Below are 15,094 nucleotides of genomic sequence, written 5' to 3'. Positions count from 1 at the left end.
GCATTCTCATAAACCCGCACGTTCACGTGAAATACCTCCTGAACACCTCAAGACTGATCTTTGCTTCTTCGATCGATCGCCCTTCGATCACCGTCACCCCGCTATAGTTTCCTGCGATTGTTTTTCCAACGACGTTCCAGTCGATTGTACCGTCCCCGAGAGCGAGATGCTCATCAGACATCCCGTGATTGTCATGAAGGTGGATATGGTCAGCCTTGTTTACAAACGGTAAAAAGTCATTCACTTTCCCGACCGTGTTCGCGTGCCCGAAATCAAACGTCATGCCAATGCCTTCTATGCCTTCCGTCATGCCCATCAGTTCACCGGGGAACCTGCAGAGAAACTCCTTTGTGCTGATCATGTTCTCAACACAGGCAAGCACCGAATGATCGGACGCAACCCTGCCTATCTCAACGAGCGCTGCTTTCTGGAGATCCCAGATCTTCTGTGGCATCAGTTTTCCGACCGGTGATAAATATCCCGGGTGGAGTGTCACCCTGTCAGTGAGCCTGGCAGCGTGCCGGATGCAGGTGCAGATCTGGCGGATGGATTCGCGGTAGATCGGGTCGTTGAGCGTGGCCAGGTTCAGATCACCGTATGGGGCATGGACAGAAACACGGAGCCCGGTGCTCGCAACAACATCCTCGATCTTTCTGTACGCTTCGGGATTATCTAGCCGGTAGTTACCATCCGCCACAATCTCCCAGCCGGCATATCCTGCCTCTTCGATGCCATACACCCACTCAATTGAGTCCCAGACCTTTGCTGATGAGGAGAAATAGGGAGAAAGGCTCATGGGTCATCCCCGATCATCTGTAAAAGGTTGCGAACCGATTGCTCGAAGGTTGCCAGATCGCCATCATTCTGCAGCCGGTATTCTGCCTTTGACAGCGCTGCACCTAATCCCCACCCGAGCTCCCTTTCATCCCTGAGCCGGAGCGACTCTTCGCTCGTGGTGTCATCGGAGCGCCCGCGTGAGGCAAGGCGGGCAAGCCGTATATCAAACGGGGAGTCGATGGCGACCATAACAAAACCCGGGAAATGCCTGCGGAATAACCGGACTTCTGCATCGCCACGGATGCCATCCACAAGGACGATGGAGGAAGACTGCTGCTGTATTGCCGGAATACAGAGTTTTGCGATTGCGTCCATGCCATCAACCTTCCGCAGCTTGTTTGCCATTGCCCCCATGTTCCTGTCGTCTGGTGTGAGGCCTGCTTTGTGAACGGCTGCCCGGATCACGTCTCCCATGACGATCACAGGAACTCCCTGCTGGGTTGCAATCCGCGCAAACTCCCCTTTACCGCTTGCGGGAAGCCCGACGACTCCGATCACTTTCATAGAACAGTTCACCTCCTTCGCGCGTCCGGATCTTGACTGCCCTGCCCATCTGGTCCCCGATCTTCTTCAACTCGTCTTCCGACAAAGGCTTCACGTCTCCGGTGACGCCCTGCTGGAGCACGATCTCAGTGTCGCCTGCTTCTGCCATGATATATGGTACCTCGTCCTCATATCCCCGGAACAGGGTAACGACGATTTCAAATTCCGGAAGTTTCCGTGATTCATATGCATCCCTGCACAGGGCAAGCGACCGCTGTACATTCTTCACATAATTTCCACCGATCAGGTTATTATATCGAGCCCACCGCGCCTTGATGTCAAGTGCTACGCGATCGATTAGTTCTCGTTTAATTAGTGCATCGAGTGTGTCCGGGTAGATGCCATTAGTCTGGACACCGACAACAAGGCCCATCTCCTTTGAGGCTTGTGAGAGCGCAACCAGCGCATCCCTCTGCATGGTGGGCTCACCCCCGGAAAAAATGATGCCGGAGACAAACATCCGCGATCCGCGGATCAAATCGATCACTTCGTTTATCGGGCGCATGTCGGTCCCGGAGAGGATCGCGGCATTCTGGCAGTATACACAGCGGACCGGGCAACCCCGGAAAAAGACCGTGCACACGGACCTGCCCCTCCAGTCTACCGTTGAAAGCGGGACAAAGCCCCCGAAGTTGACCTGCGTACAACCACCCTGCTACACAATGTTTGAACCGGGTTTATTTGAGCATATTGAGTTGGTTTCACTCTCTAGTGCAGTGGATAATCCCATCCTCAGTGACAACCATGTCAACCCGGATGTCATTCTCGTCCCCCGGTACAGATTCTGTTTCTTGGCAGGAGAATGCGACACCGATCTTTTTTGCGCCGGGATTTTGTTTGAGGAACCGGTCATAATATCCTGCACCGTAACCCAGTCGGTTTCCCCTGCGGTCGAATGCAAGCATGGGGATAATTATTGTCCGGATATCTGAAGCCTTTGCGGGGATTTCATTCCCGATGGGTTCCGGTACATGGAACGTGCTTTTTACAAGCAGGGATGGGTCCATCAGATACGAAAGCCGCAGTGTCCGCGTATCCGTCTCAATGATCGGTACAATCACCCGTCGCCCCTTGCGCAGCAGACCTGCAATCAGCGGGTGTGTGTCGACCTCAGGCAGTTTTGAGACATACACCATTACCGGATCGCACCCGTCAACCAACCCAAACAGGTAGTCGCAGATCCGTACGCTCTTTTCTGCGATTTCATCTTTTGGGATTGCGCTGCGCTTCTGTTTTGCAGCACTTCGCAGGGTTTGCTTGGATGGGACCGGGTGAATCTGGATCATGAAAGGTTGTACTCTATTGGCAGGAATGCGCTATAAGCATTGACGATCGGGTTGCCGGAAAACCATCCGGGTCCTTGATTGTTTAAAAAAAAAAGTATGTATCAAAATTTGAAATAACGGTTCACAATTTTGATCGCGCAGTAATCCCCGCACATCGTACACCCGTCAGCATCCGCCGGCATCCTCTCGGCTCGTATCTGGCGCGCCCGTGAGGGATTCATTGCGACTGCAAACTGCCTCTCCCAGTCAAGATCGTGGCGGGCGTGCCCCATCTCGAGGTCGGCTTCCCGGGTCTTTTTGAGTTTGATCATGTCTCCGATATGGGCGGCGATCCTGGAGCTGATGACGCCTTCATATACTTCCTCCGGAGTCGGAAGGGCAAGGTGTTCTGCAGGGGTCACGTAGCAGATGAAATCCGCACCAAGAGAGGAGGAGATTGCAGCACCGATCGCTGCAACCCGGTCATCGTAACCGGGTGCGATGTCGGTAACAATCGGCCCGAGCATGTAGAACGGTTTATTGTTCGTGACCCTTTTCATCAACGTGACATTTGTCGCAATCTCATCGATTGGTACATGTCCGGGCCCTTCGACAATGACCTGGACATCCTCGTTGTGCGCTTTGTCTGCAAGTTCTGCGTTGATGAGCAGCTCCTGCACAGCAGCCCGGTCCGTCGCATCGTGGACGGCACCCGCCCGCATGCCATTGCCCATCGAAAGTGTGACTTCGTGCTCCTTCATGATCTCGAGCAGGTAGTCAAATTCCGAGTAGAGCGGATTTTCTTTCTCGTTATGCAGCATCCAGGCAGTCATGAACGCACCGCCACGGGAGACAAGACCACCATGCCGGCCCTGGTTCCGGAGGCGCTTGACAGTCTCCCAGTTGATACCGGTGTGGATTGCCATGAAATTGGTGCCGAGTTTTGCCTGTTCTGCGGTGATCCGGAACAGGTCATCCTCTTTCATGTGGACGACAGCACCGTCTTTTACTGCTGCTTCGATGAATGCCTGGTAAAGGGGAACGCACCCTACGGATAGTTTCGTATTTGCGATAACCTGTTTTCGGATCTCAACAAAATCTCCTCCGGTTGACAGTTCCATTAAGGTATCGGCACCGGCGAGTTCTGCCTGCCGTGCCTTCTCGACTTCCATCGGAATATCCACAATATCGGTCGAGGTGCCGATCGAAGCGTTCACTTTCGTGCGCAATCCTTCGCCAATCCCGCAGATTTTTACATTGCGGTACGGGGAAACGGGGATGACGATGTGGCCTTCGGCAACGCTGCGACGGACGAAGTCTTCGGTGACCCCCTCCTGTGCAGCAACGGTCTTCATCTCATCGGTGACGATGCCGCGTTTGGCATCTTTTACAATACTCATAGCCTGTATATTTTCTTAAAAGACAAGATAAAGGCTCGTTTTTCTGATTCTGGACTAAATTTTAGTTGTTTTGAGCACAAGTAAAGTTGATTTGGGATAAGGAAAATTCTTTTGTTTTCCTTGTCTTTGTGTCAAGATCTCAATTAAATTTTAACATAACCTGACTTCTTTTGCGATCCGGCGAAGCTTCCAGTACAGCGGTATCATCATGTCATTTTACCAATCAGGGCAGAAAAATAAGTTCTGCAACCGGACACCGCCTCTCCTCCGCCTCTTTCGGGACAAAAGTCCCGTTAATGCAACACTCATCCCACTTTTTTTAAAAGTCCCTCCAACGCAACAGAACCTCAGATCATAAAACTTCGACTCACTTCATGCAACAGAATCCAATCTTTATCTTGATCCTATAAGGCATAATACCAGAACAATAACCAATATTACAATCATTACAAGAAGAGGAGCACCTTTTCTCTCATTTGACCATGCAAAAAAACCAGCAGATTCCTGTTCTGGGGTCAAATTCATATGTTTTTTAAGTACTTCTCGAAGAACAAAATACGATGCAACACCTACTAAAATGGAAAACAATTCAAAGTATTCCATGACATTAAATCCAAAATCTTATCTTAAATATATTGTGGATTCTGCTACATATTATCCTGATTAAAAAATATAAGGGAAGTCTCGTCATTTATCACTTATTTTCAAAACCGTAAAAGTCCCGCCAACTAATCAGAACCCATTCACGGGTTCTGTTGCGTTGGAGGGACTTGAGTGAAAAAAAATGAGACTGTTGCATCGCGGGACTTCGATTTATTAAGAAACAATTTATATTGTAAATCATTACTCAATATCTGTGAATTATTAATGGCTTTTTTCAGTCTGTCTAAAGAGGAAGCAGACGCTCTCTATACCGCACCAAAAATTATTCAGAGTCCGCAATTGGTGAGGTGGGACAATCAACGAGGAAAAAAACAACAACTCACTATAACACTTAGTACAGAAGATGGAACCCCAATGAGGATAAGGGGGTGGTGTTATCAGAATGAAGAAACGTCTCATTACGGATTTGCATTATTATTCAAAAATATCGTTATCAGAAGATGGGACGATTCCACTCCACATCCAAATCCAAAGGTCGATGGGAAAAAAATAGTGATCGATGAGCCACACAAACACTTTCATCACCCATCCTATAGAGATAAATGCGCTTATGCTACAATTGATATCCGATTAAATGACGCAAACGGAGCATTAATTGATTTTCTAAATGAATGTAATGTGGATTTGAAGGATTTTAAATTTCAACCGACATTGGGGTTGGTTTAATATGGTGTGTGATGACGTAGTTGGCAACCTGTTAAAAGATCTCGGAAAGAAATTCAAAATTAAATCGGGAAAGACAGGATGCCAGATTGTCACTCCATTTTTAGATCCGAGCCAAGATCCGATTACTATTCAATTAACCGAGATTGGAGATATTATCGAGATCTCCGATCAAACCCGCACAAAAGGGTATCTTTTCTTACAAGGAGTGGATATCAAACCCAACACAAAGCAAGATTGGTATTTTGACTCAATCATACATCAATACGAGATTGAATTAAAAAATGATGAACTAATACTTCACTCGAACAAGGCAGAATTGTATGAGAAGATTTTGGACTTTATTGAAGCGATAAAATCCATACAATATTTGATCTACACCAGCAAGGCACGGGTTCAGTCTGCATTTATTGATGATGTCTCTGTATGGCTGAAGGATAATAGCATCAGCTATGCCCAAAATAAAGAATTTACATCTGATACTGGTGAAAGGATTAAGGTAGATTTTGAAATTCAAAGACATCAGAAAGATCCAGTCTTCGCTTATGCGCTCCATTCCGAATCGTCTCAGTATGCCGAAACTCTAACAAATAAAACAATAGTAAATTGGATTCAATTAAAGGGACTAAATGGTAACTTTTACAAACTGTGTTTCTTGGACGACGAAGTAGACGATGAGATAAGTGTATGGAAACGGCAACTTCCAAAATTAAGGAAATTTTCGGATAAAGTATTGTTTTGGGAGGAGAGACCGGAGATCCTTCCAGCTCTCATCTAAAAAATTATTTTACCGCCAGTCCAATCATCATTTCCCATCTATTCCCCATCAGATTGATCGGGATATTTGCCATCTGCGCCGGTGTTAATCCCCCGATTCCTTGATGAGGTCGGATGTAATTATAGTAAGTCTGCATTCCTGCAACGAACTCCTGCGCTCCTACGGAGCTATCAAGGGAACGCATAACCTTTGTTCTCTCTCGGAATGTCCCGTTTAACCGTTCGAGGATATTGTTATTTGGCTTTGTCTCAAAGTCTTTGAGTCTGATATGGGGATTCTGGATCGGTGCGGTTATATCATAAAACTCCGCTTTGATTGCCTTCTGGTAAGCCTGTAACCCATCGGTAACGATTGCATCCGGTCTGCGGTTGGCCGTCTCCTTTGCAATCTTTAACGGTATCCGCGCATCGTTTACAAACCGTGTCTCGGTAATCTGGCAGGCAAGGAGATACCGAGTCTTTGCATCCATGATGTTCCAGATCCACTCATAGCACTTCTTCTGGCCTTCCTTCTTGATGAACACGGTTGTCTCATCAGAGTGCCAGATGTTGCCAACCTCAGCTTCGTACTTCTCAGCGTACTTCCCAAGCAGTTGGATATATTTCTTGATCCAGCGCATCGGCGTTGTCTGGCAGACTTTCCTATCATGGAATTGCTGGATGTGATCGGTAATCTTCCGAAGGGAGACTCCCTTAAAATAGAGATCAAGAGTGAGTGTGATCACTTTAGGATCGAACTTAACCCGGCTGAATCCCTTATCAACAACAAATCTGTGGTTGCAGTCGTGGCAACCATACCGCTGGATCTCACCGTAAGAGGTTGTTCTGATCCCGCGCTTTATGACGTTTTGGCTTTTACAAATTGGACAGGTGACCCCAATTTCATCACCTATAATTTTTTGAGCTTTAATATCAGTCTCTACATCTACTTTAAGTTTTAGGGAGAACTGAACGGCGAAAATGTGTTTACAGATTACCTCTCTTGTCGTATGATCCGGGCAGGTGCATGACCAACTATATCGGTTTTCCTTTCCGTGGCTCACAAACTTTCGTGATACCTGATAGTATGCATCCTTTGACTGTGACCGAACATCCCACCCATTCTTGCCGGTCTTAATAATCGTATCCGGTTCTGACAGGATTTTTAATCCTCTCAATTCTCTTGGGTTGCTGAATTGATCCATCTTCATTCACTCCTTGTATTGTATAGTATATACTATGTATATACAACTATTTAATACTTGTTACAAAGTATGGACAAAACCAGCACAAAGTAAATTATTTTAAATACAATAACGATACAATGTATTGTTATGCCAGAAATGATGGAAATTACAACAAAGGCGTATCAGGTAATAGATCGCCCCGTTAAGTCTATGGGTAACTCCGGGGGCATTTATCTACCAAAGGATTGGATCGGAAAACAAGTGAAAATTCTTCTTTTAGATCCGATTGAGAACGAAAAAGAAAAATAGAGATTTTTTAAGACATCTGGATTATTTTAATCTCGTTTTCTGTTAATCCATAAAGTTCGAAAATTAATAATTCAATTTTGTTATCTATCGCAATAATTTGCCTCTGAATTACTGTTTTTTCTTGATCATCTCTTGTTGTTTGCAGTTTTGTATTAAGGTTAAGCATCTGTTTTACATAGGAGACCAAACGTGCATGCAGAGCGTTTTCGGTTGGGTTATTAAAATCAATTATACGGGTTGGTAAGCACTCCAATTCGTTTGTTCCAACGTTATTATTCGAACTTGTTATCCTGAAACGCCATTGAAACAATTTTGAATTTAATAGACCAAGCAAATATTCTAGGGAGTATTTAGTATCATCAGATAAAGTGATAGAATTTGTCGAATCGGCAAAATAGGTCGGAGGAGAGATCAATGTCGCAATAATACGTAATGTGTCATCTACACCAGTAATCCGTTGAGTTGCGATACGTTCTTTTAGTGCTATTGGTTTCTCGACCCCGTCTTTTTTACATGCAATGTCATCAAACCATTCGCGGAAACCCTGATGAAGAATTGGATTTATGAAATATCTCCCAACTTCAACACCTTTTAATAATCGTGATTTTTTAGTATCCTCCGATATGTATTTGCGGAAAACAGTTTGGTTGATTTCTCCTCGATTAACTAAATACACCCCCAGCTCTTCGAGCCGTTTTATATTTTTGGTTGTGTATATTTTTTTACAAACATTCCAATTGTTTTCATCGACTAACGGAACCGGATAATTTATTGGATCGAGCAACGCTAAATCTGGGGTATAATAACGACATTCCTTGAGGAGATCATCAAATTTATTCCAAGGATAAACTCGAACGTGAATTTGAGAATCGTTGAGATCAATATTTTCTCTACTACCCACAAGAATACAAGTCGATAATTTTGCTTTTAAAAAAACTCTCCGTTTCGGATTATCCTTTTGGGGGAAACAATCGGCGTTTAAATTGGTTAAACATCGAAGCAGGTAAAGTCGTGTTTTTGTGCAACTAATATCTCCAAGAATAGATAAGGGGACAATCATTCCAAAAAAACCTTTATTTTTAGTTAATTTCATGCACCTAACCAAGAAAAATCTGTATAAATTTAGTTTCCCACCGAGTGCATTACTATAATCTGCTCTCATTTTAACATAATCACTTAATACATAATGTGGCCAGGAACTCTTACCCCGTTCTTTCTCTAAAACATCATAGGGAGGATTCCCAATTACCACATCAAATCCCCCCGAATTTATTATATCTGGAAATTCTTGTTCCCAATCAAAAGCGTTGATTTTTTTAACTTCTTCTTGTGGTGGTTGTAGTTCTAAAATATCCCACTCTATCAGCGAATTTCCACATTTTATATTCTTATGAAGTGATGGTAAAGCCCGCCCATGATTTTGCTCAAGTTGAAATTTCATCGTTTCTTCATTTTCTTCTTCTAATACCTTGAGGAGAAGTGAGAGTTTGGTTACTTCCACTGCTTGATGATCAATGTCAACTCCAAAAATATTATGTAAAAGAATTCGTTTTCGCTCGGAGGTCGTAAGTTTCCAATCACTCCTCCGCCGATCTCCTAAACGAGAATGGATTTCCTTACTATATCCAGCGTTATAAATTGGAACCTCTTTTTTTCCATTTGGGGGATATTCTGGAAGTAATGCTTGGATATCGGGATCTGAAATCGGTTTGGGTTCTTTATTAAATTCTGGATTAAGTAAAGGAACAAGATTTTTTAGATACCATTCGAGATGCCAGTTTAAAAGAAATTGATAAGCTCCCAACAGAAATGAACCAGAACCACAAGCTGGATCGAGAATGTGAATTTTTGATACGTCTTTTTGTGTTTTATTTTTTAGTAATTCCTCTAAAGTATTTTTTACAATATAATCAACTATGTATTGGGGTGTATAGTAAATTCCGCCGGCTTTTTTTACCTCTGGTTTTTCCTCAATTTTTATATGATTTTTTTCCGTGATTCTAATTACCTTACCAAGAAATTGTTCGTAAACTTGCCCTAAAATCTCTGGGGGAATCGCTGAAAATAAATAATAATTTTTCGGGGGATACAACTCTAGAATAATATTTTTAATTATTTTATCATCGATTACAAGATTGGGTGTTATAATATCTGGTTGCTCACGGTCGGGTTCATTATTAAAATGAAAAAGTCCTGAATTATATTTTGCATCTGCCTTTTTAAAAAAATCACAAAGAGATTTATAGATGTTATCATTATTTACGAATGATTTTAGCGTCTCATAGGTTTCGATATCCCGATCTTCACAAAAACGAAGGAAAATAATACGGTCGAGGATAGTTTGGACTGATAAGTTCAATTCATCAACAGATAATGACGGATTTTGATTGCGAAGTTCAATATTTTTTGCGAGTTGCTCTCTCCAATTTTCAATATCAATAAGAAATGATTCATCAACGCTTGCCGTCCCCTTTTTACCTTCTGCTACAGTCACATATTTATCAAAAGAACCTTTTAAAATACCATCTTGTGAGAAGATAGAGGAAATCAAATCCCATTTTTTTGGATATTCGTTATAAGTAAAATAATCATCGCGGGCGGTAACAGCTGCATCAGAACCCAGAGGTTTTTTTGTGCAATCATATATTGCGAATTCTTCAAAATTTGTCAAAATACATAATGGAATTTTGGCACTCCACGCGTACCCTCTAACTTGAAGCGCGGCATCACGATTGTTTTTTATATTTACTGAGGGGGCCTTCGCTTCTACGATGAATTTTGTCATCCCCCCAATTCTAAATGTGTAATCGATGAATTCCGTTTGGCCTTGAATTTTTATTGGCTGTTCATGCCCGACTTCTCTATATCTCTCAGAATATCCTTTTTTATTGTCCATATCCCAACCAAGTTCTTTAAAGAAGGGATCTAAAAAATCTCTACGGAGTCTTGCCTCATTATATTCTTGTGTTGATTTGCGGTATGCGGTACGATGAAAATCATAATTGTTTAAAAGAGTGATGATAGTTTCTGGAAGAGCCATTGAAAAGTAATTTGAATGTCAAACCATTAAAGGTGACGTTAATAAATCCAAAAAGTCCCGCCATGCAACACCTTGAATAAAAAAGCGCGAAGTCCCTCCAACGCAACAGAACCCATTCACGCAATATTTATATACAATAGCACGCTAACTTATGGTAAACCTTCAATGATTTGAGGAGGATTTTACGATGACTGAAAAAGAATTCACAGAAGTAACCATAAAGGAAGCAGCCCACGACGATGCAGGGCGCGGCATCGCGCGGGTGAGTATCGAGGTGATGAAGAAGCTGGGGCTTGTGTCCGGCGATGTTATTGAGATTCAGGGCAAGCGGAAAGCCGCGGCAATCGTATGGCCCGGGTTTGCTCAGGATACCGGGGGGGCAATCCTCCGGATAGATGGCAACATCCGTGGGAACGTGGGCACCGGTATTGATGAAAAGGTGAAGATCCGGAAATCCGAAGCCGCGTACGCAAAGAGGGTGGTCATCCAGCCAACGCAGCCGATACGGCTGGTTGGTGGAGAACAGTACCTGTCCCGGCTCCTGCGCGGGCGATCGGTAATCGAGGGCCAGACAGTCAGGGTTGACGTTATCGGAAATTCAATCACGCTTGTTATCGCAAAGGTCAATCCAAAAGGGATAGCGATAGTTACCGATGAGACCGAGATCGAACTCAAGGAGGAACCGTACAAGGAAGAGGAAGGCAAGAAGGATACTTCAAATATCCACTACGAGGATATCGGCGGCCTTGGGAGGGAACTCCAGCTCGTCCGGGAGATGATCGAGCTTCCGCTCCGTCACCCGGAGATCTTTGAACGTCTGGGTATCCAGCCTCCCAAGGGGGTGCTGCTCTACGGGCCGCCCGGCACGGGCAAGACCCTGATTGCAAAGGCAGTGGCAAACGAGGTGGACGCCCACTTCATCACGCTCTCCGGCCCGGAGATCATGAGCAAGTATTACGGGGAATCCGAAAAAGGGCTGCGGGAGAAGTTTGAGGAAGCCGAGCAGAACGCACCGGCGATAATCTTCATCGACGAGATCGATGCAATCGCGCCAAAACGCGCTGAGGTGCAGGGGGAGGTCGAGCGGCGGGTGGTTGCCCAGCTCCTTGCGCTCATGGACGGCCTCAAAGGGCGCGGGCAGGTCATCGTCATTGCAGCGACAAACCTTCCCGATTCCATTGACCCGGCGCTGCGGAGAGGCGGCCGGTTCGACCGCGAGATCGAGATCGGGATACCTGACAAGAAAGGCAGGCTGGAGATCTTCCAGGTGCATTCCCGCGGTGTGCCGCTGGCAGACGATGTAAAGATCGAGGAGTTTGCCAACACAACGCATGGATTCGTCGGAGCCGACATCGCACTGCTCGTTAAAGAAGCTGCAATGCATGCGCTGCGCAAGGTAATCCCTCAGATCAAGATTGATGAAGAGATCCCCGACGAGGTTCTCGATGCGCTTAAGGTAAATAAAGAGGACTTTGACGAGGCAAGGAAGCATGTCGAACCCTCTGCCATGCGCGAGGTGCTCGTCGAGGTCCCCGATATTACCTGGAAACAGGTGGGCGGGCTCGAGGATGTCAAGCAGGAGCTGCGTGAAGCCGTCGAATGGCCGCTGAAATACTCTGATGTATTCGAGAAACTCCAGACAAGGCCACCCAAGGGAATCCTGCTGTTTGGCCCTCCGGGAACGGGCAAGACGCTCCTTGCCAAAGCAGTGGCAAACGAGAGCGAGTGCAACTTTATCGCAGTCAAAGGTCCGGAGCTCCTATCCAAGTGGGTGGGGGAATCAGAGAAGGGTGTGCGCGAGATCTTCCGGAAAGCCCGGCAGGCGTCCCCGTCCATAATCTTCTTTGACGAGATCGACGCGCTCGTGCCCAAGCGGGGCACGTACATGGGGTCGTCCCACGTAACCGAGAGCGTGGTCTCCCAGATCCTCACCGAGCTGGACGGGATGGAGGAACTCAAGAACGTGACGGTGCTGGCAGCGACAAACCGGCCGGATATGCTGGACGATGCGCTGCTGCGCCCCGGGCGGCTCGAGCGACACATCTACGTACCGGCGCCCGATGAAGAGAGCCGCAGGAAGATCTTCGAGGTTTATCTCGGCGAATCCGGGGCGATCCTTGCAAAGGACGTAGACACAGGAGAACTTGTAAAACAGACCGAAGGATATGTCGGTGCCGATATTGAAGCACTCGTCCGCGAGGCAAAGATGGGTGCGATGCGCGAGTTCATCATCGCAATGGCAGACAAGAACGAACAGGAGCGGACGGATGCAATCAAGAATGTGATGATCACAAAGAAGCATTTCGAAACCGCGATGGGCAAGGTACGGGGCTCGCTTGACCGGGACGCGATCGAAAAATCCGAGCGGCAGGCATGGGAGATGCTCTATAACCAGGACCAGCGCACGGTGCTCGAACATGCAGTGTCCACAATCAAACGATCCGGGCTGACGGCAGCAAAGGTTGATCCGGCTGCAGTCGATGGATTGCGAAGGCAGACATTCCAGCGGAAAAAAGACTTTGCCGAGATTAAGAAGCAGACAGAATCGATTGAAGAACAGATGGAGAAAAAGTAACCAGACCGAGGTGAAAAACTTATGATAGAAGACCCGCAGGACATTTTCGACCAGATGGATGCGATGATGGCACAGATGTTTGCTGAGATGAATCGCGGGATTACCGGAATGCCTCCCCGTGCATCGGGTTACCATATTATCATCCGGCGTGGAGGGATGCCACAGAACCCTGTGGGGGGCAGAATCCCCCCTGCCAGCGACCCCAACGGGCCGGTCCCCGAGGTGCACAGGATTGGCAATGAAGTGAAAGTGGTAACTGAATTGCCTGGTGCAGACAGCACTACGATTAAGCTGGACCTTAAGGGAGAAACGCTGGCAATTGACGCAGATGGTATGGGACAGCACTATGCCACAACCGCTTTCCTGCCGCCGGTTGACCCTGCTTCGATGCACTACTCGTTGAAAAACGGTGTGCTTGAAGTATCATTCACAACCATTCCCGGTGAACAGGAAAAAGAAGGATAACGCAAACCATAAGTCCAACTCACAACTCTTTTTTAACCTTCACTTGGTTTTTCCCGCAATATTGAAGGGTTGATCCCAAACTGCGGTCCCCCTGCAGCCCTGTGCAGAACCGTTGAACCGGCCGGCACAGGTATGACAATTAAAATATACATGAGCAGGGAACCATGAACACAGGAGTGTTCGATCTGATGAAAACAATCGGTGTCCTGACCGGGGGTGGCGACTGTCCGGGACTCAACGCGGTGATCCGGGCAGTCGTGCGGTCCGGGATAAAATATGAATTTGAAACGCTGGGGATACGGAACGGGTGGCTGGGGCTTATTGACGGCGACGTGGAACCGCTCACGGATTTCTCGGTCTCCGGAATCCTTCCCAAGGGCGGGACGATCCTCGGCACATCAAGGATGAACCCTCTGCTAAAGACGTCTGACCTGCAGAAAATCCGGCAGAATATAAAAAAATACGGTATCCATGCCCTTGTGGTCATTGGCGGTGACGGCACTCTCTCGGCGGCGCGGGACATTTCAAACCTGGGTATCCCTCTTGTAGGTATCCCCAAAACAATAGATAATGATATCAGCGGAACGGACGTGACATTCGGGTTTGATACTGCAGTAGATACCGTAACAGAGGCAATCGACCGGCTCCACACGACTGCCGAGTCCCATCACCGGATCATTGTTGTTGAGGTTATGGGGCGAAAAGTCGGGTGGATTGCAGTGACTGCGGGTATTGCCGGGGGGGCTGATGAGATCCTGATCCCGGAAGTTCGTTTTACCATGGAGGGTGTCTGCCAGAAACTCCGGGCCCGGTACGATGCAGGCAAAAAATTTTCCATTGTCGTGATTGCAGAAGGGGTGCAGCCGGAGGATATTGGCGTTCCAGAAGTATCTGAACACGATCGGGATGAATGCGGCCACGAAAAATTTGTCGGAGTGGGCAACATTCTTGGAAAAGAACTGGAACGCCGTCTTGGCATTGAGACACGCGTAACCATTCTCGGGCATGTACAGCGGGGTGGTTCGCCGACTGCATTCGACCGCGTCCTTGCCACCCGGTTCGGTGTTGCCGCAGTTCATCTCGTTTATAAAGGCGAATTCGGCAGGATGGTTGCATTGCAGGGAAACCGCATTACCAGTATCCCGTTGGAGGCCGCCGTCAACCAGTTAAAAACCGTTGACCCGGACTTCTATGAGCTGGCCATGACGGTAATTGGCGGAAAGAAATAAAAAGCCACAAACACCGCTCTGCCATGTTATCATGAACCACTTCACATGTCCTGGAAATTCTCAATTTTCCGGAAAAGTCCGAATCTTTATTCCGAAACCTTTACCCGTGATTTGTCCGGCTGAACTCTGGAAACCCCGGATACCACGAGCGCCCGATCCAAC

13 protein-coding genes and 1 pseudogene are annotated in these 15,094 nt (G+C 46.6%); 6 read left to right on the top strand and 8 right to left on the bottom strand.

Annotated features, from left to right (window positions below):
* Nucleotides 1–22: 22 nt before the first annotated feature.
* From OS112_06950 to OS112_06925, 6 genes and pseudogenes are all read right to left on the bottom strand, one after another.
* A complete protein-coding gene (locus OS112_06950) occupies nt 23–796 on the bottom strand; it encodes a sugar phosphate isomerase/epimerase (GenBank protein WAC04205.1) in 774 nt (257 codons plus the stop codon).
* Nucleotides 793–1,341 (bottom strand): AAA family ATPase, encoded by a 549-nt coding sequence (locus OS112_06945; GenBank protein WAC04204.1) that lies wholly within the window; start codon nt 1,339–1,341, stop codon nt 793–795. Before OS112_06945 ends, OS112_06950 begins: the two co-directional genes overlap by 4 nt.
* Nucleotides 1,301–2,020 (bottom strand): annotated as a pseudogene (locus OS112_06940) (anaerobic ribonucleoside-triphosphate reductase activating protein). Before OS112_06940 ends, OS112_06945 begins: the two are co-directional and overlap by 41 nt.
* 61 nt (nt 2,021–2,081) lie before the next feature.
* Complete coding sequence (locus OS112_06935; protein ID WAC04203.1) at nt 2,082–2,666, bottom strand: 5-formyltetrahydrofolate cyclo-ligase; 585 nt, start codon at nt 2,664–2,666, stop codon at nt 2,082–2,084.
* A 101-nt stretch (nt 2,667–2,767) separates the two neighbouring features.
* Nucleotides 2,768–4,045 (bottom strand): phosphomethylpyrimidine synthase ThiC, encoded by a 1,278-nt coding sequence (thiC, locus tag OS112_06930; GenBank protein ID WAC04202.1) that lies wholly within the window; start codon nt 4,043–4,045, stop codon nt 2,768–2,770.
* A gap of 393 nt (nt 4,046–4,438) precedes the next feature.
* On the bottom strand, nt 4,439–4,648 hold the full coding sequence (locus OS112_06925) for a hypothetical protein (protein ID WAC04201.1): 210 nt from the start codon (nt 4,646–4,648) through the stop codon (nt 4,439–4,441).
* Between the two features lie 171 nt (nt 4,649–4,819).
* Here OS112_06925 and OS112_06920 point away from each other — a divergent pair, with 171 nt between their 5' ends.
* Nucleotides 4,820–5,374, top strand: a complete 555-nt coding sequence (locus tag OS112_06920) for a hypothetical protein (protein WAC04200.1) — start codon at nt 4,820–4,822, stop codon at nt 5,372–5,374.
* A 1-nt stretch (nt 5,375) separates the two neighbouring features.
* Entirely contained in the window at nt 5,376–6,149 is a 774-nt protein-coding gene (locus tag OS112_06915) for a DUF1828 domain-containing protein (protein WAC04199.1), read from the top strand.
* Nucleotides 6,150–6,153: 4 nt separating this feature from the next.
* Here OS112_06915 and OS112_06910 read toward each other — a convergent pair whose 3' ends face one another.
* A complete protein-coding gene (locus OS112_06910) occupies nt 6,154–6,873 on the bottom strand; it encodes a DDE-type integrase/transposase/recombinase (protein ID WAC04198.1) in 720 nt (239 codons plus the stop codon).
* 588 nt (nt 6,874–7,461) lie between these two features.
* Here OS112_06910 and OS112_06905 point away from each other — a divergent pair.
* Nucleotides 7,462–7,623, top strand: coding sequence for a DUF2080 family transposase-associated protein (locus tag OS112_06905; GenBank protein WAC04197.1), 162 nt, complete (start codon nt 7,462–7,464; stop codon nt 7,621–7,623).
* Nucleotides 7,624–7,630: 7 nt separating this feature from the next.
* Here the strand turns inward: OS112_06905 and OS112_06900 are convergent, their stop codons facing one another.
* Nucleotides 7,631–10,663 carry an N-6 DNA methylase gene (locus OS112_06900; protein WAC04196.1) on the bottom strand — a complete coding sequence of 1,011 codons (3,033 nt, stop codon included), beginning with the start codon at nt 10,661–10,663 and terminating at the stop codon, nt 7,631–7,633.
* 187 nt (nt 10,664–10,850) lie between these two features.
* On the opposite strand from OS112_06900, the gene OS112_06895 reads away from it, so the two are divergent.
* The 3 genes from OS112_06895 (at nt 10,851) to OS112_06885 (ending at nt 14,932) form a co-directional block, all read left to right on the top strand.
* Nucleotides 10,851–13,238 (top strand): CDC48 family AAA ATPase, encoded by a 2,388-nt coding sequence (locus OS112_06895; protein WAC04195.1) that lies wholly within the window; start codon nt 10,851–10,853, stop codon nt 13,236–13,238.
* A gap of 21 nt (nt 13,239–13,259) precedes the next feature.
* The gene (locus OS112_06890) at nt 13,260–13,703 is read left to right on the top strand and encodes a hypothetical protein (GenBank protein ID WAC04194.1); all 444 of its coding nucleotides are present in this window, start codon (nt 13,260–13,262) and stop codon (nt 13,701–13,703) included.
* A 188-nt stretch (nt 13,704–13,891) separates the two neighbouring features.
* Complete coding sequence (locus OS112_06885; protein ID WAC04193.1) at nt 13,892–14,932, top strand: ATP-dependent 6-phosphofructokinase; 1,041 nt, start codon at nt 13,892–13,894, stop codon at nt 14,930–14,932.
* The last annotated feature ends 162 nt before the right edge of the window (nt 14,933–15,094 follow it).

This window comes from Methanoregula sp., from assembly GCA_026625165.1.
Taxonomy (GTDB): Archaea; Halobacteriota; Methanomicrobia; order Methanomicrobiales; family Methanospirillaceae; genus MVRE01.
Note: the sequence above shows the minus strand (reverse complement) of the source record. Positions and strands in the feature narration are given on the sequence as shown.

Coding starts and splice junctions, on each gene's coding strand:
- OS112_06950 (WAC04205.1), bottom strand. CDS start 796: ATGAGCCTTTCTCCCTATTTCTCCTCATCAGCAAAGGTCTGGGACTCA.
- OS112_06905 (WAC04197.1), top strand. CDS start 7,462: ATGCCAGAAATGATGGAAATTACAACAAAGGCGTATCAGGTAATAGAT.
- OS112_06895 (WAC04195.1), top strand. CDS start 10,851: ATGACTGAAAAAGAATTCACAGAAGTAACCATAAAGGAAGCAGCCCAC.
- OS112_06890 (WAC04194.1), top strand. CDS start 13,260: ATGATAGAAGACCCGCAGGACATTTTCGACCAGATGGATGCGATGATG.
- thiC (WAC04202.1), bottom strand. CDS start 4,045: ATGAGTATTGTAAAAGATGCCAAACGCGGCATCGTCACCGATGAGATG.
- OS112_06945 (WAC04204.1), bottom strand. CDS start 1,341: ATGAAAGTGATCGGAGTCGTCGGGCTTCCCGCAAGCGGTAAAGGGGAG.
- OS112_06885 (WAC04193.1), top strand. CDS start 13,892: ATGAAAACAATCGGTGTCCTGACCGGGGGTGGCGACTGTCCGGGACTC.
- OS112_06925 (WAC04201.1), bottom strand. CDS start 4,648: ATGGAATACTTTGAATTGTTTTCCATTTTAGTAGGTGTTGCATCGTAT.
- OS112_06935 (WAC04203.1), bottom strand. CDS start 2,666: ATGATCCAGATTCACCCGGTCCCATCCAAGCAAACCCTGCGAAGTGCT.
- OS112_06900 (WAC04196.1), bottom strand. CDS start 10,663: ATGGCTCTTCCAGAAACTATCATCACTCTTTTAAACAATTATGATTTT.
- OS112_06915 (WAC04199.1), top strand. CDS start 5,376: ATGGTGTGTGATGACGTAGTTGGCAACCTGTTAAAAGATCTCGGAAAG.